This window comes from Streptomyces sp. NPDC051684, assembly GCF_044453445.1.
In the GTDB taxonomy this organism is placed as follows: Bacteria; Actinomycetota; Actinomycetes; order Streptomycetales; family Streptomycetaceae; genus Streptomyces.
On sequence record NZ_JBITCS010000009.1, the window covers coordinates 189,425 to 207,393 of the forward strand.

The following is a 17,969-nucleotide window of genomic DNA, read 5'->3' on the forward strand; positions in this document are numbered from 1 at the left end:
AGGCCCCCGGGCCCGTCCTACGCGTCCCGCTTCTTCAGCAGCACGTATCCGACGATCAGTACCGCCGCGACCCACACCAGCAGGATCCCGAGCCCGCCCCACGGCCCGTACGGCGCGTTGTCGCTCGGCGGGTCCACCACCTGCATGATCTTCAGGCCCGCCTGGTCGGGGAAGTACTGGGCGACCTTCTTCGTGGCCGAGACGCTGCCGAGGATCGGGGAGACCAGGAAGAAGAACGGCATCAGGATGCCGAGCGAGAGCATGGGGGAGCGGAGCATCGCCGCGACGCCCATGGAGAACATCGTCAGCAGCGTCATGTAGACGGCGGCGCCGAAGACCGCGCGCAGCACGTTCGGGGCGCCCAGGTCCGTGCTGTGGTCGCCGAGCATCAGCTGGCCGAGGAAGAACGACGCGAAGCTGATGACCAGCGCGACGACGAGCGCGAGCAGCGTGGCGACGAGGATCTTGGAGAAGAGGAACGTGCCGCGCTGCGGGACCGCCGCGAGCGAGGTGCGGATCATGCCGGTGCTGTACTCGCTCGCGACCACGAGGACCCCGAAGACCAGCATCGCGAGCTGGCCGAGGGTGAGGCCGGAGAAGGAGATGAAGGTCGGGTCGAAGGTCAGCTTGTCCCCGGTCGACATCTTGTCGAACTCGTTGCTGGTGAGCGCGCTGATCAGCATCCCGAGGCCGACGGAGACGAGCACCGCGAGGCCGAGCGTGAAGGCCGTCGAGTTCACCGATTTGATCTTGGTCCACTCGGAGCGGAGGACCTGGGCCGCGGCCATCTCAGGCGCCCTTCTCTCGGTTCGCTTGGTTCCAGCTCGATCCCCAGCCCGACTGCTGCGGGGCCTGCGGGTTCTGTGGTGCTTGAGGGGCCTGTGGCGGCTGTGAGCCCTGCGGGGGCTGCTGCTCGGGAGCGTCCGTGTGTGCGTGGTACTCCACCGACTCCGCCGTCAGCTGCATGAACGCCTCTTCGAGTGAGGCCTGCTGCGGGCTCAGTTCGTGCAGGACGAGCTGGTTCCGCGCGGCGAGCTCACCGAGCTCCTCGGCGGGGTGGCCGTCCACCTCCAGGGCGCCGCCGGACTCCACGACCGTGATGCCGGACCGGTGCAGCACGTCGAGCAGGCGCTCGCGCTGCGGGGAGCGCAGCCGTACGTACGAGCGCGAGTTCTGCCGGATGAAGTCCGGCATCGACATGTCGGCGAGGAGGCGGCCCTGCCCGATGACCACCAGGTGGTCGGCGGTGAGCGCCATTTCGCTCATCAGGTGGGAGGAGACGAAGACCGTGCGGCCCGCGGCCGCGAGGGATTTCATCAGGTTGCGGATCCAGTGGATGCCCTCGGGGTCGAGCCCGTTGACCGGCTCGTCGAACATCAGGATCTGCGGGTCGCCGAGCAGCGCGCCCGCGATGCCGAGGCGCTGCCCCATGCCGAGCGAGAAACCCTTCGCCTTCTTGCGGGCCACGGCCGTGAGGCCGACCGTGTCGAGCACCTCGTGCACGCGCTTCCTGGGGATGCCGTTGGACTGCGCCAGGCACAGGAGGTGGTTGTAGGCGCTGCGGCCGCCGTGCATGGCCTTCGCGTCGAGCAGGGCGCCGATGTAGCGCAGCGGGTCCTTCAGCTGGGCGTAGTGCTTGCCGTCGATCCGGACGTCGCCCGCCGTCGGGTTGTCGAGGCCGAGCATCATCCGCATCGTGGTGGACTTGCCCGCGCCGTTCGGGCCGAGGAATCCGGTGACGATTCCTGGCCGTACGGAGAAGGTGAGGTCGTCCACGGCCGTTTTCTCGCCGTAGCGTTTGGTCAGCCCCGAGAGCTCGATCATGCGGCCACGCTAAATCGTGACAAAGCCCCCGGCCACTCAAGTGGGACCGGGAGCTTGGTGTACCCCGAACCGTGGCTCGGCCCACGGGGCTCTGCCCCGGACCCCGCTGCTCAATCGCCGCAGGGGCTTGAGTTGGGCAAATCAAGCCCCGCCGGCGATTGAGGCGCGGGGTCCGGGGCAGAGCCCCGCGGCCTCGGCCACGGTGCGGGTGGTGGCGCGGCTAGCGGGACTGCTGCGCCGGGACCCCTCGGGAGACCGGCTCGTCCTCTGCCGGGGCGCCCGCGGCGGCGACCGCCGCGCCAGTGAGGGTGGCCAGCATCTCGCGGACGTTCGTGAGCTGCGCGTTGATCGAGTCGCGGCGATTCGTGAGCGCCGCCAGCTCCCGCTCGGACTCGCTGCGGATACGGTCCGCCTTCGCGTTCGCGTCCGCCACGATGTCCTCGGCCTGACGCTGCGCCGTCTCCACCGTCTGGCGCGCACGGCGCTCCGCGTCGGTGCGCAGCTTCTCGGCCTCCAGGCGGAGCTGCTCCGCGCGGTGCTCGATCTCGGCGAGGCGCTTCTCGGCCTTGGCCTGACGCGAGGCCAGGTCGCGCTCCGACTGCTCGCGGCGCTTGGCCAGGTTCGTCTCGAAGTCGGCGGCGGCCTGGGCGGCCTTGGCGCGCGTCTCCTCGAAGAGGGCGTCCGCCTCCTCGCGCTTGGACTGCGCGTCCTTCTGCGCCTCGGTGCGCAGCGCGGTGGCCTCGCCCTTGGCCTTCTCGACGATCCGAACGCCCTCGTCCTCGGCCTTGGACTTGCGCTCCGCGGCGAACGACTCCGCGTCGTTGCGCACCTGCTGGGCCGCCGACTCGGCGAGCTCCCGGTGTTGCTCGGCCGCCCTGCGGGCCTCTTCGCGCAGGTCCTTGGCCTCCTCCTCGGCGAGGCGGAGGATCTTCTCGACGCGCGCGCCGAGGCCGGCGTACGACGGCTCCGCGTCGTTCACCTGCGCCTGAGCGTTCTGCGTCTCGAGGTGGAGTTCCTCGATGCGCTTTTCCAGAGCAGTGATACGGGCAAGAGCGCTGTCACGGTCGGAGACGAGCTTGGAGATCCGTTCGTCCACCTGAGCGCGGTCGTACCCACGCCGCACAAGCTCGAAGCCGTAGGGGGAAGTGTCGCTCATGGGGTTCCTGTCGAATGAGACCGGTGAGGTGATAGTGGGAATCCTAGGGGGCGCAGCGGCGTGTCATCGGGCAGATGTCGGATTGATCAGCCTTCAGCTCTAGAATGACCCCCCTTTTGAGTGGCGTAGGGACGGACTGCTTGCCAGAACAGGGCCAAAGGTCCTTGGCAAGCACGGTAGTTGACCGAAAGGCTAGCCCTCCGAGCCCTTGCCACCCGAACGTGTGGCCCCCGCTGCGGCTCCCGCCTTGACGCCGCCGTCCTTGTTGCCCCCGCCGGACGGAGCCTCAAAACTCTCCAACGCCTCCAGCACGTCCTGGACACGGGAGATCTCGGCATTGATGTCCTCGCGGCGCCTGACCAGCACATCGAGATCGCGTTGGCCCTTCTCGAGCATGGCGGTGGCCTCCTGCTCCGCGTCCGCCTTGATCTTGTCCGCCTCGCGGGAGAGCTCGGTCTTCTTCTGCTCGGCCTCCTTGAGGAGACCCTCGGCCTTCTTGACGGCGGCGATCCGGACCTTGCCGGCCTCCGAATCCGCGTCGTTCAGCACCTCCTTGGCCTTGGCCTGCGCCTCGGAGAGCTGCTCCTCGGCGGCATTGACCAGGGCGTCGCAGCGCTCGCCCGCGGTCTTCATCGCCTCGGCCGACTCGCGCCGCGCGTGCTCGTGCAGCTCCTCGATCTCGGCCGTGATCCGGTCGCGCAGCTCCTGGGCGCGCTCCCTGATCTGCGTCGCGTCCCTGCGGGCGCCGACGAGCAGCTCGTCCGCGTCCGTGCGGGCCTTCTCCACGATCGAGTTGCCCTCGACGGTCGACTCGGCGACCAGCCGCTCGGCCTCCGTGCGGGCCGCGCCGACCATCGTGTCGGCCTGCGCCTCGGCGTCGGCGGTCGTCTTCTGTGCCGTCTCCTGCGCCTCGCGGGTCAGCTTGTCGGCCTCGGTCGCGGACTCCGTGATGAGCTTGTCGACCTGCTCCGCGGCCTCCGTACGCCGCTTGTTGGCGTCCTTGCGGGCCTCGTCCAGTGTGCGCTCGGCCTCCTCGCGCGCGGCGGCCGTGATGCGGTCCGCCTCGGCCGCGGCCTCCGCCTTGACGCGCTCGGAGTCGGTACGGATCCGCTCGGCGTGCTGCTGCGCGGAGGTGACCGTCTCGGCGGCCTCGGCGCGCAGCCGCTCCGCGTCGCCGGACGCGTCCGAGATCAGCTTCTCGGCCTTGGCGACGGACTCGGTCCGCACGCGCTCGGCCTCGGCCCGTGTCTCGGTGGTCAACTGCTCGGCGGCGGCCGTCGATTCGGCGCGCAGCCGCTCGGCCTCGGTGCTCGCGTCGTCGACGAGCTTCTCGGCCTTCGCCGTGGACTCGGCGGCCAGCCGCTCGGCCTCCGTGGTGGCGTCGCCCACCAACTTCTCGGCCTTCGCGGTGGATTCGGAGCGGACCCGCTCCGCCTCCGCGTTCGTCTCCGTCGTCAGGCGCTCGGCCTCGGACGTCGCCTCGGTGATCAGCGTGTCGGCCTGCTCGGCAGCGTCGGAGCGGATCCGGTTGGCGTCCTCGCGGGCGTCGGCACGGGTGCGCGAGGCGTCCTGGTCGGCGGCCGTGCGCAGATCGGAGGCCTCCGTGCGGACCTGCTGGGCGTGCTCGGAGGCGTCCGTGCGCAGTCGCTCGGCCTCGGTGAACGCCTCCGAAACGGTGCGCTCCGCCATGGCCTTCGCGGCCTCCGCCTCGGCGGTGGCCTCGGAACGGACCCGGTTCGCGTCCTCGGTGGCGCGCTCGCGCTCCGCGTAGGCGTCGGAGCGGACCCGGTCGGCCTCCTCCTGCGCCTCCGTCCTGGTGCGCTCCGCCGCGTGCTCGGCGGCGCTGCGCAGGCCGGTGATCTCCTCCTGGGCCTGCTCCTGGAGCCCGGCCACGGAGTCGCGCACCTGCTGCGCCGTCTGCTCGGCGGTGGAGACCATCTCGGTCGCCCGCTGGTCCGCCTCCTCGACCAGACGTACGGCCTCGGCCTGCGCCTCGTCGACGCGGGCGCGCGCCACGGCGAGCAGCTCCTCGCTCTGCTCGCGGGCCCGCTCGCGCTCCTGCTCGGCCTCCTCGCGCGCGCTGCCGAGCGTCTCCTCGGCCTCGCGGCGGCGCCGGGCGGCCTCCTCCTGGGCGGCGGCCAGCGTCTCCGCGGCCTCCGTGGCGATCCGCTCGGCGGCGGTCTGCGCCTCGGCGCGGATCCGGTCGGCGGACTCCTGCGCCTCCGTCTTGAGCCGCTCGGCCTCGGCGGCGGCCTCGGACCGCAGTCGTACGGCGGCGTTCTCGGCCTCGGAGCGGGTCGTGGAGGCGTCGGCCGCGGCCTCCGTACGAAGGCGCTCGGCCTCCGTCTCGGCCTGCGCCTGCACCGTACGGGCGCGCTCGGCGGCGTCCGCGCGCAGCCGCTCCACCTCGTCCGCGGCCTCGCGGCGCAGCGTCTCGCCCTGCTCCCGCGCCTCGTTCAGCGCCGTCTCCGAAGCGGTGAGGCGCTCCTCGGCCTCCGTGTGCAGGCGGGTCAGCTCCTCGGCCGCCTCCTCCTGCTTGGCCCGCATCGCCTGCTCGGCGTCGTCCTTGAGCTGCTGCGCGGCGCGCTCCGCCTCGGACCGGGTGGCCTCGGCCTGCTCCTCGGCCTCGGTGCGGTACCGCTCGGCCTCCGCGCGCGTGCGCTCCAGGGTCTCCTCGGCCTGCTTGCGCAGCGACGTGGCCCGCTCGATGGCCTCCGTGCGGACGCGCTCGCTCTCCGTCGTCGCGGCGGTGCGCAGCTCGTCCGCGTCCGCCTTCGCCTTGGAGAGGAGCTGCTCGGCGGTGCTGGCCGACTCCTCGATCTGCTGGACAGCCTCGCGGCGGGCCTCGGCCCGGATCCGCTCGCCCTCCTCGACGGCCTCGGCCCGCAGCTGCTCGGCCTCGCCGCGCAGCCGCCGCGCCTCCTCCTGGAGCTCGACGGTCTTGGCGCGGTACTCCTTGGTGTCGTCCTTGGCCGCGCCCTTGAGCTCGGTGGCCAGGTCGTGCGCCTCGGCGCGCAGCCGGTCCGCCTCGGTCTCGGCCTCGGAGCGCAGCCGCTCGGCCTCGTCGGCCGCGGCCTTCGTCGTCGCCTTGGCTTCCTCGGACGCCTTGTTGAGCACGTCCTCCGCGGTGCGCGCGGCCTTCGCGAGCTCGCCCGCGGTCTCCTCCGCGGTGACCGTACGGGCCTTCTCCTTGGCCTCGGCGATCAGCTTCTCGGCCTGGGCGCGCGCGTCGGCGACGACCTGCTCGGCCTCCGACTTCGTGGTCTCCGCGTCCTTGGTGGCCTCCTGGACGAGGCGGGCCACCTGCTCCTTCGCGGTGCGGGTGCGCTGCTCGTTGGCCGCCTCGGCGCTCGCGAGCTGCTTGCCCGCGGCGTCCTTGGCCTCCGCGAGCACCTTTTCGGCCTCGGCGCGGGCCTCGCGCAGCGCGCTGTCCGCCTCGGCGATCTTCTGCTCGGCGGCGCGGCTCAGCTCGCCGGAGCGGCGGCGGGCCTGCTCGGACTCCTCGCTCGTCGACGTCCGCAGCTGCTCGGCGTGGTCGGTGGCCTCCTGGGCCTGGGTCGACGCCGCGTTCAGCAGGCGCTCGGCGTCCTGCCGGGCGCGGGCCAGGATCGACTGCGCCTCGGTGCGCGCGTCCTCGGCCTCCGAGGTGAGCCGCCGGCGGGCCTGCTCGGCGACGCGCTCGGCCTCCGTGCGGGCGGCGGCGAGCGCCTGGTCGGCCTCCGCGCGGGACTCGTCGAGGAGGCGGCGGGCCTGCTGCTCGGTGCGGGCGCGCAGCTGCTCGGCCCACTGCACGTTCTCGTTGACGTGCGTCTCGACCGTGCGGCGGCGCTCGGCGAGCTCCTGGTCGAGCTGCTGGCGGCGGTTGACCGCCTCCGTGTGCAGCTCGGACTGGAGCCGGGACTGCTGCTCGGCGTGCTCCTGGAGGATCCGCTGGGTCTGCGCGCGGGCGTCGCGCAGCTCGCGCTCGGCGTCGGCGCGCAGCTGGTCGGCCTGGATCTGCGCGTTCCGCAGGAGCTGCTCGGCCTGGTAGCCGAGGTCCGACCCGTCGTAGGCAGGCCGGGACGCCAGGCTGCGGCGCGCCTCGTGCAGCTTGGCGCGCAACACCTCCACCTGGTAGCCGAGGTCCTCGGCGTGCTGGACGGCCTTCTCCCGATCGGTCTTCAGCCGGTCCATCTCGGCTTCGAACCGCGAGAGATGGTCGGTCTCAGCCGGCCGTCGGCCGTCCTGGCTCTCATAGCCCCGCACTGCGCGGTCCCATCCGTCCCCTGGTCGCAAGTTCTTCTTACGAGCCCCGCCCATCCCGCGAACGGGGCCCCCGGGGAATGGTGTCAGATCGAATTCGCCGGTGTCGTCGGACCGTTACGGCTGATGCCGTGCGCTGCCCTACTTGCACCGACCCTCGTCCCCCGATACCCGGACCCCGGCCCACGACTGGCCGCCCAAGACGTCAGCCGCCCCACAACCCTACCGGCACGGCTATGTGGAGGTCAGTGCTCCGCCGAGTCCTTCGGTGCGGAGGTGACGAGTTCGGTGAGTACGCCGTGGCAGTCCTTGGGGTGCAGGAACGTGATCCGCGAGTCCATCGAGCCGCGCCGGGGCTCGTCGTAGAGCACGCGCACGCCCTTGTCCTTGATGGCGTTCGCGTCCGTGTCGACGTCGGCCGTGCCGAAGGCGATGTGGTGCACGCCCTCGCCGTTCTTGGCCAGCCACTTGCCGACGGCGGAGTCCTCGCGGGTGGGTTCGAGCAGCTGGAGGTAGGTGGCGCCCCCGTCGTTCGTCTCGTTGACCTTGAGCATGGCCTCGCGCACGCCCTGCTCCTCGTTGACCTCGGAGTGGTACACCTCGAAGCCGTATGTGGCCCGGTAGAACTCGACGGTCTTGTCGAGGTCGAAGCAGGCGATCCCGATGTGGTCGATTCGCGTCAGCATGCTGTAAGTGCAGCGCGGTTCGAGGTGGTTACGCAACGTGCGCGCGATCACACCCCTGTGGCGATGACGTGCGCCATACCGGTCAGTACATTCGAGTAAACCCTCGTTCACTCCTCACCTCCAAGGGGCCGTGCCTCATGTCAGGAACGACCGGTACCACGTCAGTGATCGTCGCGGGCGCGCGGACGCCCATGGGCCGACTGCTCGGCTCGCTCAAGTCCTTCTCCGGAGCCGACCTCGGCGGCTTCGCGATCAAGGCCGCCCTCGACCGTGCGGGGATCGGTGGCGACCAGGTGCAGTACGTGATCATGGGCCAGGTGCTGCAGGCCGGGGCGGGGCAGATCCCGGCGCGCCAGGCCGCCGTCAAGGCGGGCATTCCCATGAACGTCCCGGCGCTCACGATCAACAAGGTGTGTCTGTCCGGGCTCGACGCCATCGCGCTCGCCGACCAGCTCGTTCGCGCCGGCGAATTCGACGTGGTCGTGGCCGGTGGCCAGGAGTCCATGACGAACGCCCCGCACCTGCTGCCGAAGTCCCGCGAGGGCTACAAGTACGGCGCGGTCGAGATGCTCGACGCGATGGCGCACGACGGCCTCACGGACGCTTTCGAGAACATCCCGATGGGTGCCTCCACGGAGAAGCACAACACCCGCCTCGGCATCGCCCGTCCCGAGCAGGACGAGGTGGCCGCCCTGTCGCACCAGCGGGCCGCCGCCGCGCAGAAGAACGGTATCTTCGAGGCCGAGATCACGCCCGTCGAGATCCCGCAGCGCAAGGGCGAGCCGGTCGTCTTCAGCAAGGACGAGGGCATCCGCGCGGAGACCACCGTGGAGTCGCTCGGCAAGCTGCGCCCGGCCTTCGACAAGAGCGGCACGATCACCGCGGGCACCTCCTCGCAGATCTCGGACGGCGCCGCCGCGGTCGTCGTCATGAGCAAGGCGAAGGCGCAGGAGCTGGGCCTGGAGTGGATCGCCGAGATCGGCGCGCACGGCAACGTCGCGGGCCCGGACAACTCGTTGCAGTCGCAGCCTTCGAACGCCATCGAGCACGCCCTCAAGAAGGAGGGCATCGGCACCGAGGACCTCGACCTCATCGAGATCAACGAGGCCTTCGCGGCGGTCGCCGTGCAGTCAATGAAGGACCTCGGCGTGTCCTCGGAAAAGGTGAACGTCAACGGCGGGGCCATCGCGCTGGGTCACCCGATCGGGATGTCCGGCGCGCGCATCGTGCTGCACCTCGCCCTGGAGCTGAAGCGGCGCGGCGGCGGCGTCGGCGCGGCGGCCCTGTGCGGTGGCGGCGGTCAGGGTGACGCGCTGGTCGTGCGGGTACCCAAGGCGTAACGCCCTCGACGGCGGAACCCCTTTTCGTACGGGTACGGGAACTGGCGAACGGAGCTGTGATGCAGGACGTCCCCACGTTGGTCGCGCAGGCGAGGGAGGGCAGGCCGCGTGCCGTGGCCCGGCTGATCTCGCTGGTGGAGGGGGCGTCCCCGCAGCTGCGCGACGTCATGGCCGCGCTGGCCCCGCTGACCGGGAACGCGTACGTCGTCGGCCTCACCGGTTCGCCCGGTGTCGGCAAGTCGACCTCCACGTCGGCGCTCGTGAGCGCGTACCGGCGGGCCGGGAAGCGGGTCGGCGTGCTCGCGGTCGATCCGTCGTCGCCGTTCAGCGGCGGCGCGCTCCTCGGTGACCGGGTCCGGATGTCGGAGCACGCCTCCGACCCCGGTGTCTACATCCGCTCGATGGCCACGCGCGGGCACCTGGGCGGCCTCGCGTGGGCCGCGCCGCAGGCGATCCGGGTGCTCGACGCGGCCGGCTGCGACGTGATCCTCGTCGAGACCGTCGGCGTCGGGCAGTCCGAGGTCGAGATCGCCTCGCAGGCGGACACGTCGGTGGTGCTCCTCGCGCCCGGCATGGGTGACGGGATCCAGGCGGCCAAGGCCGGAATCCTGGAGATCGGCGACGTGTACGTGGTCAACAAGGCCGACCGGGACGGCGCCGACGCCACGGCCCGCGAGCTGAACCACATGCTGGGTCTCGGCGAGTCCCGCGCCCCCGGCGACTGGCGCCCCCCGATCGTGAAGACGGTCGCCGCGCGCGGCGAGGGCGTCGACGAGGTCGTCGAGGCCCTGGAGAAGCACCGGGCGTGGATGGAGGAGCACGGTGTGCTCTCCGAGCGCCGGGCGGCGCGGGCGGCCCGTGAGGTCGAGACGATCGCGGTGACGGCGCTGCGCGAGCGGATCGGCGACCTCTCCGGTGACCGGCGGCTCGGCGCGCTCGCGGAGCGCATCGTCGCGGGCGAACTCGACCCGTACCGGGCCGCGGACCAGCTGGTGGAGGGCCTCACCGGGGCCTGAGCGAGGGGCCCGGCCGGTGCGGACCGGCCGGGGTCCGGTAGCTGTTCTTCCCGTCCGCCCGCTGTTACGGTGCGGCCATGTCTTTCCTCCGTGCGTAGAGAACTCCAGTGCTTCCAGGCCCTGTTGAGTTCTCCCCGCATGCTTCTTTCCGGAGGAAATCCGTCATGTACGCCGCCGTGTTGCGGACCCCGTACGCCCTGCGCACCTTTGGTGCGGCCCTGCTCGGGCGCCTCTCGTACGGGACCGTCGCCCTCTCCCTGATGCTCGCCGTGACCGCCGCCACCGGCTCGTACGCCGTCGCGGGCGCGGTCATGGCGCTGTACGGCGCCGCCAGCGTGCTCCTGTCGCCGCTGCGCGCCCTGTTCATCGACCGGTACGGTCCGCGCCGCGCGCTGCCCCCGATGGCTCTGGCGTATGCGGCGCTGCTCGCGCTCTTCGCCGCGGTGGCCTGGCGCCCGGGTGCGTCCGGGCCGCTGCTCGTGGCCCTCGCCCTGCCGACCGGGGCGCTCACGCCGCCGCTCGGGCCCACGATGCGCACGGTGTGGGGGCGGATGTTGGCGGCCGACCGGCGGCTGTTGCAGCGGGCTTACAGCCTCGACGGGGTCGCCGAGGAACTGCTGCTCGTGTGCGGTCCGTTGCTGGTGGGCGTGCTCGTGCTGTGGGCGCCTGCCGCCTTCGGTGTCGCCCTGAGCGCCGGGTTCGTGGCCGTCGGAACGCTCCTCTTCGTCGCCTCGCCCGCGGTGGGCCGGGTGGCCGCCGTGCCGCGGACGGCTGGGCCGCGCCGGTCCGTCCGGGGGAGGACGGCCCGCCGGATGCGGCAGCCCGTGGTCGTGACGCTCGGCGTCGGGGTCGCGCTCGGGGCGGCCGATCTGCTCGTCCTCGCGTTCGCCGAGGAGCGGGGCAGGGGCGGCGCGGCCGCGTGGATCCTGGCCGCGCTCTCGGCCGGCAGCGCGGTGGGCGGGCTCGTGAACGGGGCCGTGGACTGGCGGGCGCCCGCGCGCTCCCGCCTCGCGTTCCTGGCGGTCGGGCTCGCGGCGGCGCTCGGGGGCGCAGCGCTGGCGCCGGGCCTCGTCGCGCTCGCGGTGGCGGCGGCGGGCGTGGGCCTGTTCGTGGCGCCCGCCCTGACCACGGCGTACCTGATCGCGGACGAGTCGGTGGACGCCGGTTTCCGTACGCAGGCCGGGGCGTGGGTCAACACGTCCCTGAACGCGGGCTGTTCGGCCGGCACGGCGGGGGTGGGGCTCCTGGTGGGCCACGTCCCGCTGCCGGTGTGCTTCGCGGCGGCGGCACTGGCCCCGCTGCTGGCGGGGGCAGTGGTATTTCGAGCCCCTGCGGCGATTGAGCAGCGGGGTCCGGGGCGGAGCCCCGTGGCCCGCGCCCCGGTGCCGGGCGACCGTCAGTCGTCGTCGCCGTCGTCGTCCGACGTGTGATCCACGGTCACCGCACCCGACTTGAAGTCCACGTGCCAGTCGTGCTGCGTACCGTTCGCGGACGTCGTCTCGACCTCCCAGACCTTCACCGAGCCGTCGTCGTCGGCGTCCACCGACGTGACCGTGCCCTTCGAGGCCGCGGCCTTCGCGGCGTCCTCGGCCGACGTCGACGCGTCCTTCAGGCTCGCCGCGACGCGGGCGGCGCTGTCGTCGCCGTCGTCGTCGCGCTCGGTGTGGGAGCCGAGCACCTTGCCCGTGCCGGGGTCGACCTCGACGTGCTGCCACTTGTCGCCCGAGCCGATCACGTCGACGTCCCAGACGAGCCGGCCGTCGTCGGAGTCGAGGTCGGCGCCGACGGCGGTGCCGGGCGTGTGCTTGAGGGCGGCGGCGATGGCGTCCTCGGCGGACACCTTGGCGCCCTTGGCCTCGTTGGCCTCTTCCTGGTTGTCGCTGACGCCGTCGTCGTCCTTCACCTTCACGGACGACTGGGACGCAGCCGACTTCGACGAACCGGAACCGTCGTCGCCGGAGACCGCGACCGCGGTGGCCGTGCCACCACCCAGCAGGGCGACGACGGCGATGGCGGAGATGACAGTGGTACGGCGCTTCATGGGGTTCCTCCCGTGGTGGTGTTCCGACGGGAAACACACTGCCCGGACGACCCTGAAGCCCCGCTGAAGGAACCTGAAGGGTTCTTCAGGTTCCTTCAGGGTTCTTCAGGTTCGACCTGCGACCCTTGCTCACATGCGCCTGTTGATCGTCGAGGACGAGAAGCGACTCGCCCTGTCCCTCGCCAAGGGCCTCACCGCCGAGGGCTACGCCGTCGACGTGGTCCACGACGGCCTCGAGGGCCTGCACCAGGCGAGCGAGGCACCGTACGACCTGCTCGTCCTCGACATCATGCTGCCCGGCATGAACGGCTACCGGGTCTGCGCCGCCCTGCGCGCCGCGGGCAACGACGTGCCGATCCTGATGCTGACCGCGAAGGACGGCGAGTACGACGAGGCCGAGGGGCTCGACACCGGCGCCGACGACTACCTGACCAAGCCGTTCTCGTACGTGGTGCTGGTCGCGCGCGTGAAGGCGCTGCTGCGGCGCCGCGGGAGCGCCGGCGGCGCGAGCCCCGTGCACACCGTCGGGCCCTACGCCGTCGACACCGCGGCGCGCCGCGTCACCCACGCCGAGGACGGTGAAGTCCCGCTCACCGCAAAGGAGTTCGCGGTCCTGGAGCAGCTCGTCACGCGGTCCGGCGAGGTGGTGTCGAAGGGCGAGATCCTCGACCACGTCTGGGACTTCGCGTACGAGGGGGACCCGAACATCGTGGAGGTCTACGTCAGCGCGCTGCGGCGCAAGCTCGGCTCCTCCCTGATCCGCACGGTGCGTGGCGCCGGGTACCGTCTCGAGGCGCCCCGATGAGCGGGCTGAGGCGCCCCTTCAGCTCCGTACGGGCCCGCGCCGCCCTCGCAGCCACCCTCGTCGTCGCGGTCGCCCTGGTCGCGGCCGGCGCCACCGTGCTGCTCTCGCTGCGCGGCAACCTCACCGACCGGGCCGGCGGCGACGCCGACTCCACCGCCCGCCGCGTCGCCACCTCCCTGGCCACCGGCACGGCCCCCGACGCGCTCGACCTGGACGACGAGGACCCGGTCCAGGTCGTCGACGACGACGGCCGGGTGGTGGCCACGTCCGAGGACCTGGAGAAGATCTCCGGCACCGGCGTGAGCGGCGTCGAGCCCGTCGCGGCGCGCCCCGACGACGGCGACGATCACGGGGGCGACGGCGGGGGAGACGACGACCGGCGCAACGGCAGCGTCTCCGACCACACCGACTACACCGACGGCAGCGCCACCATCGACGGCGACAGCGCCGACTTCCGGTTCGCCGCGGTCGAGGTCGAGGACACCGCGTACGGGGATCTGACCGTGCACGCGGGCGGCTCCCTGGAGGCCGAACGGAGCGCGGTCAACACGGCGTTGACCTCCATGCTGATCGGTTTCCCCGTGCTGCTCGTCGTCGTGGGCGGGGTGACGTACCTGGTGACCCGGCGCGCGCTGCGGCCCGTGGAGGGCATCCGGGCCGAGATGGCCACGATCACGGCCTCGCAGGACCTGGGAAGGCGGGTGCCGGAGCCGGACACCCACGACGAGGTGGCCCGGCTCGCAGGCACCACGAACGAGACGCTCGCCGCCCTGGAGTCGTCCGTGGAGCGCCAGCGCCGCTTCGTCGCCGACGCCTCGCACGAGCTGCGCAGCCCGATCGCCTCGCTGCGCACCCAGCTGGAGGTCGGTGCGGCGCACCCGGAGCTGCTGGATGTGGACGGCGCCGTCGAGGACACGGTGCGGTTGCAGGAACTGGCGGCCGATCTGCTGCTGCTTGCCCGGCTCGACGCGGGGGAGAAGCCCGGCGGCGCCGGGGTCGACCTCGCGGCCCTGGTGCGCGAGGAGCTGTCCCAGCGCACCGGCGACCGGGTCCCCGTCGCCGTGGAGGTGACGGCGGTGCCCCAGGTCAGCGGCTCCCGGGGCCAGTTGGCGCGGGTGCTCGGCAACCTCGTGGACAACGCGCAGCGGCACGCCCGCGCCGGGGTCCGGGTGGCGGTGCGCGAAGCGGGCGGCCGGGTGGTGCTGAGTGTCGCCGACGACGGGCACGGTGTGCCGGAGGGCGAGCGGGAGCGGATCTTCGAGCGGTTCGTACGGCTCGACGACGCCCGCACCCGGGACGGCGGCGGGGCCGGTCTCGGCCTCGCCATCGCCCGGGACGTGGCGGAGCGGCACGGTGGTTCGCTCACGGTGCGTTCCGCGCCGGAGGGCGGGGCGCTGTTCGAGCTCGCCCTGCCCGCCCGCTAGCGGATCACGGTTTGCCGCGTTGCGAACGCAGGTGTTCCGCGATGGGGGAGAGCGCCTGGCGCAGACTGCCCAGCTCCTGTGCGGAGATGAGGTCCACGAAGTGCCTGCGGACGGACGCCACGTGGTGCGGGGCGACCTTCCGCATGGTCTCCATGCCGTAGTCGGTGAGCACGGTGTAGAGGCCCCGGCGGTCCGACTCGCAGTTCTCGCGGCGCACCAGGCCCGCGTTCTCCATGCGTGTGATCTGGTGCGAGAGGCGGCTCTTGGACTGCAGGGTCGCGGCCGCGAGGTCGCTCATCCGCATCCGGAGGTCCTCGGCCTCGGAGAGGTTCACCAGAATCTCGTAGTCGTTCATCGTCAGGCCGAACGGCTGGAGATCCTTCTCCAGCTGGTAATTGAGCAGTCTGTTGACCTCCAGGTGGGTGCGCCAGGCGCACTGCTCCTCGTCGGTCAGCCACGCTGTGGCCGTCTCGGTCTCCATGGAATCGATTCTACCTAAGAAGTTGAAAGGTGAACGAATGTGGGGGGTGACACACTACGCACTCGCGTTCGACGTCACACTCCGCAGACTACCGCTCACAGCCCGAAGCGACGCTGGAGGTCGCCGAGCTGTCCGGGAAGACGCGGTGCTCCAGGATTGCCGGTGGAGGCCCCCGGTCCGCCCGGAACTCCTCCCTGGTGAGGTACGTCACCCACCGGCTGTTCCGGCATCAACGACTCGCTGGATTGCAGCAGCACCGTGCCGGCGCCCACGAACTCGAACTGGTGCTCCTCGCCCGAGACCCCGCCGATGCCCGTCATCGCACGTAGACCGCCGATCACGCCCGTCAGATATCCGTGGTCGTAGTGATGACACGGCGAGGGACAGTCGGCCCAGCCGACGAGCGCCTGCGGATCGACCCGGATCGGCGGCTCCATGAACACAACCGGACCGTTTGATGCCGCGACGAATTTGCCGGTGCCAATGAGTGTGAGGAAGCCGGGAACGATCGACTGCTTCAGCGCGAGAGTTGGCTGAAAAGCGAGCAGATTCCCCGCGCGGATCGTCAGATTCCCCTCGTCGAGGTCGTACGAGTTCACATCGAAGGCCCGGTCCGCGAGCAGCATCTTGCCGTCGCCCTCCGCGACCACCCAGTCGCTCGCGTGCAGCGGCGAGTGGAACGAGGTGCGCACGAGCCGGTCGAGCCGGCCGTGCCCGATGCCGTTGAAGTCGATCCGCCCGTAGTGGGCGATCATCTTCCCCTTCTGCAGGAACCACTGGCCGCCCCGCAGTTCCACACAGAAGGTGTACGCGTTGACGTTGTCGTCGACCGGCAGGGACGCCGGGTCGTACGCGATCGGGCCGCTCACAGCTTCTCCTCCGACGCCTGCACGTACACCGCACCGCTCCCGCTCAGCTCCAGCTGGAACGCCTCACCGCTGCCGCGCCCCACCATGTCCCGCCAGCCGAGCGCGGTCGACAGCTTGTTGCGCACGTCGCCGTGGTGCGCCACGTACGCCTGCGGGTCGACGTGCACGGCCCTGCCCGGGGTGATCGGGACCTCGATGACGCCGCCGTGCGCCATCACCGCCACCGATCCGTGGCCCTGCAACGTGGTCGTGAACAGGCCCTGTCCGGTCACCTGGCCGCGGACCATCCCCATGACGCCGCCCTGCGCGCCCATGAACATGGTTCCCTGCCGCAACGCCCCGTCGAAGGCGAGCAGCCGGTCCGCCTCCACATACAGGGTGTCGCCGGACAGCGTGATCACCTGCACGTGGTGCCCGCCGTGCCCGAACAGCACGGTGCCGCTGCCCTCGACCGTCATCAGCGGCGTCGACTCGCCCGCGACCCGCCGCCCGATCATCGACATCACCCCGCCCTGCCCGCCCTGGATGTCGGGGGTGAAGGAGACGTCTCCCTGGTAGGCGAGCATCGCGCCGCGCTGGCTGTAGAGCCGCTGCCCGGGCACGACGGTCGCCTCGACCATCTTCGAATTGATCTCCCGGAACGCCGGTGGGCCCGCCGTCGTCATCACACGTCCCCCGCGATCGTGTTGCGCTCACTGGGCTGTACGTAGACGAGCCCGTCGCCCTCGAAGAGGATCTGGAAGGCCTCGCCGCCGCCCTCTCCGAGGAACGTACGGAAGGTCACTCCGGACTGGAACGACTGCCGCAGATTCCCCTGGTGCGCGACGTACGCGCCGGGGTCGACGGTGAGTGGGTAGTCGTGGCCGACGCGCAGCACCACGGCCGGACCCTCGCTCATGATCGCCGCCTGGCCGTGGCCCTCGACGGTCGTCGTGAACAGTCCGTTGCCCTGGGAGGCGCCGCGGGCGCCGGTGAACGAGGTGCCGGTGCGCAGGCCGGTGTCCGTGCAGAGCAGATTGCTCGACTCGACGTAGAGCTTGTCGCCCCGCAGCCCCACCAGATTGATCTCGCTCGCCCGGTCCGCGAACCAGCAGGTGCCCTCCCCTTTGACCTCCATCATCGTCATCTGCTCACCGGTGATCCGCCGGGTCACCATGCCCCTGACCCCCTCGCCGCCCCCGCTCAGCTTCTTGAACGCCATCCGGCCGTCGTAGGCGACCATCGAGCCGTTCTTCGCCTTCACCGCGTCGCCTGTCATGTCGACGGCGAGCACCTTGCTGCCCTGCAGTCGGAACGTAGCCACGAGGTCGAAGGTAGCCGCCAAGCAGAGCCCGCCGACAGGGCCCCATCGGCGCGATGCCACAATGGGAAAACGCTTGTGCGTACATTCACAAGATCAATGACCGTCCGCCCGCTCAGCCGAAGGTGCACCTGTGGACCTCAAGACCGCCTCCGCCCTCCGACGCCTCCGCCTCGTCTCCGCCCCCGAGGCCGTCTCCTTCCTCCTGCTGCTGCTCTGCTCGGTCCTGAAGCGGACGACGGACTTCAACGCGGTGCCCGTCATGGGCATGGTCCACGGCGTCCTCTTCGTGCTGTACGTGATCTTCTGGCTCGACGCCTGGAACAAGGCGAAGTGGAGCTTCGGCACCGCCGCGCTCTACTTCGTCCTCTCGGTGCTGCCCACCGGCGGCTTCTTCGCCGAGCGCAAGCTCAAGCGCGAGGGCGAGGCCGCGGTGATCGCCGGCCGCGCCCGCCAGGAAGGTGTCGTGAACGCATGATCGTCGCCTTCTCCGTGACCCCGCTCGGGGTCGGCGAGGACGTGGGGGAGTACGTCGCCGACGCGGTCCGCGTGGTCCGCGAATCCGGCCTCCCGAACCGCACCGACGCGATGTTCACCTCGGTCGAGGGTGAGTGGGACGAGGTGATGGCCGTCGTCAAGCGCGCCGTCGCGGTGGTCGAGGAGCGGGCGCCGCGGGTCTCGGTCGTCATGAAGGCGGACATCCGCCCGGGGGTGACGGACGGTCTGACGTCGAAGGTCGAAACCGTGGAGCGGCAACTCTCCGACGGCTGACCGGGGTAGCCCTC

The 17,969-nt window shown here is 71.4% G+C and carries 17 protein-coding genes; 7 read left to right on the forward strand and 10 right to left on the reverse strand.

Annotated features, from left to right (window positions below):
• Positions 1-17: 17 nt before the first annotated feature.
• The 5 genes from ACIA8D_RS13990 to mce form a co-directional block, all read right to left on the reverse strand.
• Positions 18-788, reverse strand: coding sequence for an ABC transporter permease subunit (locus tag ACIA8D_RS13990; RefSeq protein WP_399231791.1), 771 nt, complete (start codon positions 786-788; stop codon positions 18-20).
• 1 nt (position 789) lies between these two features.
• Positions 790-1,824 carry an ABC transporter ATP-binding protein gene (locus tag ACIA8D_RS13995; RefSeq protein WP_399231793.1) on the reverse strand — a complete coding sequence of 345 codons (1,035 nt, stop codon included), beginning with the start codon at positions 1,822-1,824 and terminating at the stop codon, positions 790-792.
• A 220-nt stretch (positions 1,825-2,044) separates the two neighbouring features.
• Positions 2,045-2,980, reverse strand: coding sequence for a cellulose-binding protein (locus tag ACIA8D_RS14000; protein WP_399231794.1), 936 nt, complete (start codon positions 2,978-2,980; stop codon positions 2,045-2,047).
• A 192-nt stretch (positions 2,981-3,172) separates the two neighbouring features.
• The gene (gene scy, locus ACIA8D_RS14005) at positions 3,173-7,225 is read right to left on the reverse strand and encodes a polarized growth protein Scy (protein WP_399231796.1); all 4,053 of its coding nucleotides are present in this window, start codon (positions 7,223-7,225) and stop codon (positions 3,173-3,175) included.
• A 242-nt stretch (positions 7,226-7,467) separates the two neighbouring features.
• On the reverse strand, positions 7,468-7,908 hold the full coding sequence (mce, locus tag ACIA8D_RS14010; RefSeq protein WP_399231798.1) for a methylmalonyl-CoA epimerase: 441 nt from the start codon (positions 7,906-7,908) through the stop codon (positions 7,468-7,470).
• A gap of 137 nt (positions 7,909-8,045) precedes the next feature.
• Here mce and ACIA8D_RS14015 point away from each other — a divergent pair, with 137 nt between their 5' ends.
• The 3 genes from ACIA8D_RS14015 to ACIA8D_RS14025 all read left to right on the forward strand — a co-directional run bounded on the left by ACIA8D_RS14015 (position 8,046) and on the right by ACIA8D_RS14025 (position 11,694).
• Positions 8,046-9,248, forward strand: a complete 1,203-nt coding sequence (locus ACIA8D_RS14015) for an acetyl-CoA C-acetyltransferase (protein WP_399231800.1) — start codon at positions 8,046-8,048, stop codon at positions 9,246-9,248.
• Between the two features lie 59 nt (positions 9,249-9,307).
• Positions 9,308-10,264: a methylmalonyl Co-A mutase-associated GTPase MeaB gene (gene meaB, locus ACIA8D_RS14020; protein ID WP_385762589.1), complete on the forward strand. Its 957-nt coding sequence runs from the start codon at positions 9,308-9,310 to the stop codon at positions 10,262-10,264.
• A 164-nt stretch (positions 10,265-10,428) separates the two neighbouring features.
• The gene (locus tag ACIA8D_RS14025) at positions 10,429-11,694 is read left to right on the forward strand and encodes an MFS transporter (protein WP_399231802.1); all 1,266 of its coding nucleotides are present in this window, start codon (positions 10,429-10,431) and stop codon (positions 11,692-11,694) included.
• Here the strand turns inward: ACIA8D_RS14025 and ACIA8D_RS14030 are convergent.
• Positions 11,661-12,305, reverse strand: coding sequence for a PepSY domain-containing protein (locus tag ACIA8D_RS14030; protein WP_399231803.1), 645 nt, complete (start codon positions 12,303-12,305; stop codon positions 11,661-11,663). The genes ACIA8D_RS14025 and ACIA8D_RS14030 overlap by 34 nt on opposite strands.
• A gap of 133 nt (positions 12,306-12,438) precedes the next feature.
• Between ACIA8D_RS14030 and ACIA8D_RS14035 the strand changes: the two genes are divergently transcribed.
• Together ACIA8D_RS14035 and ACIA8D_RS14040 are read left to right on the forward strand one after the other, a co-directional pair.
• Positions 12,439-13,110 (forward strand): response regulator transcription factor, encoded by a 672-nt coding sequence (locus ACIA8D_RS14035; RefSeq protein ID WP_399231805.1) that lies wholly within the window; start codon positions 12,439-12,441, stop codon positions 13,108-13,110.
• 5 nt (positions 13,111-13,115) lie between these two features.
• Positions 13,116-14,534 carry a sensor histidine kinase gene (locus tag ACIA8D_RS14040; protein ID WP_399231872.1) on the forward strand — a complete coding sequence of 473 codons (1,419 nt, stop codon included), beginning with the start codon at positions 13,116-13,118 and terminating at the stop codon, positions 14,532-14,534.
• A gap of 4 nt (positions 14,535-14,538) precedes the next feature.
• On the opposite strand, the gene ACIA8D_RS14045 is transcribed toward ACIA8D_RS14040, so the two are convergent.
• The 4 genes from ACIA8D_RS14045 to ACIA8D_RS14060 all read right to left on the reverse strand — a co-directional run bounded on the left by ACIA8D_RS14045 (position 14,539) and on the right by ACIA8D_RS14060 (position 17,187).
• On the reverse strand, positions 14,539-15,015 hold the full coding sequence (locus ACIA8D_RS14045) for a MarR family winged helix-turn-helix transcriptional regulator (protein WP_399231807.1): 477 nt from the start codon (positions 15,013-15,015) through the stop codon (positions 14,539-14,541).
• Positions 15,016-15,110: 95 nt separating this feature from the next.
• A complete protein-coding gene (locus ACIA8D_RS14050; protein WP_399231809.1) occupies positions 15,111-15,884 on the reverse strand; it encodes an AIM24 family protein in 774 nt (257 codons plus the stop codon).
• Entirely contained in the window at positions 15,881-16,549 is a 669-nt protein-coding gene (locus ACIA8D_RS14055) for an AIM24 family protein (RefSeq protein WP_399231810.1), read from the reverse strand. The genes ACIA8D_RS14050 and ACIA8D_RS14055 overlap by 4 nt, the downstream gene beginning before the upstream one ends.
• A complete protein-coding gene (locus ACIA8D_RS14060) occupies positions 16,549-17,187 on the reverse strand; it encodes an AIM24 family protein (RefSeq protein ID WP_399231812.1) in 639 nt (212 codons plus the stop codon). The genes ACIA8D_RS14055 and ACIA8D_RS14060 overlap by 1 nt, the downstream gene beginning before the upstream one ends.
• Before the next feature lie 130 nt (positions 17,188-17,317).
• Here ACIA8D_RS14060 and ACIA8D_RS14065 point away from each other — a divergent pair, with 130 nt between their 5' ends.
• Complete coding sequence (locus tag ACIA8D_RS14065) at positions 17,318-17,662, forward strand: DUF3817 domain-containing protein (protein WP_399231814.1); 345 nt, start codon at positions 17,318-17,320, stop codon at positions 17,660-17,662.
• On the forward strand, positions 17,659-17,955 hold the full coding sequence (locus ACIA8D_RS14070) for an MTH1187 family thiamine-binding protein (protein WP_399231816.1): 297 nt from the start codon (positions 17,659-17,661) through the stop codon (positions 17,953-17,955). Before ACIA8D_RS14065 ends, ACIA8D_RS14070 begins: the two co-directional genes overlap by 4 nt.
• The last annotated feature ends 14 nt before the right edge of the window (positions 17,956-17,969 follow it).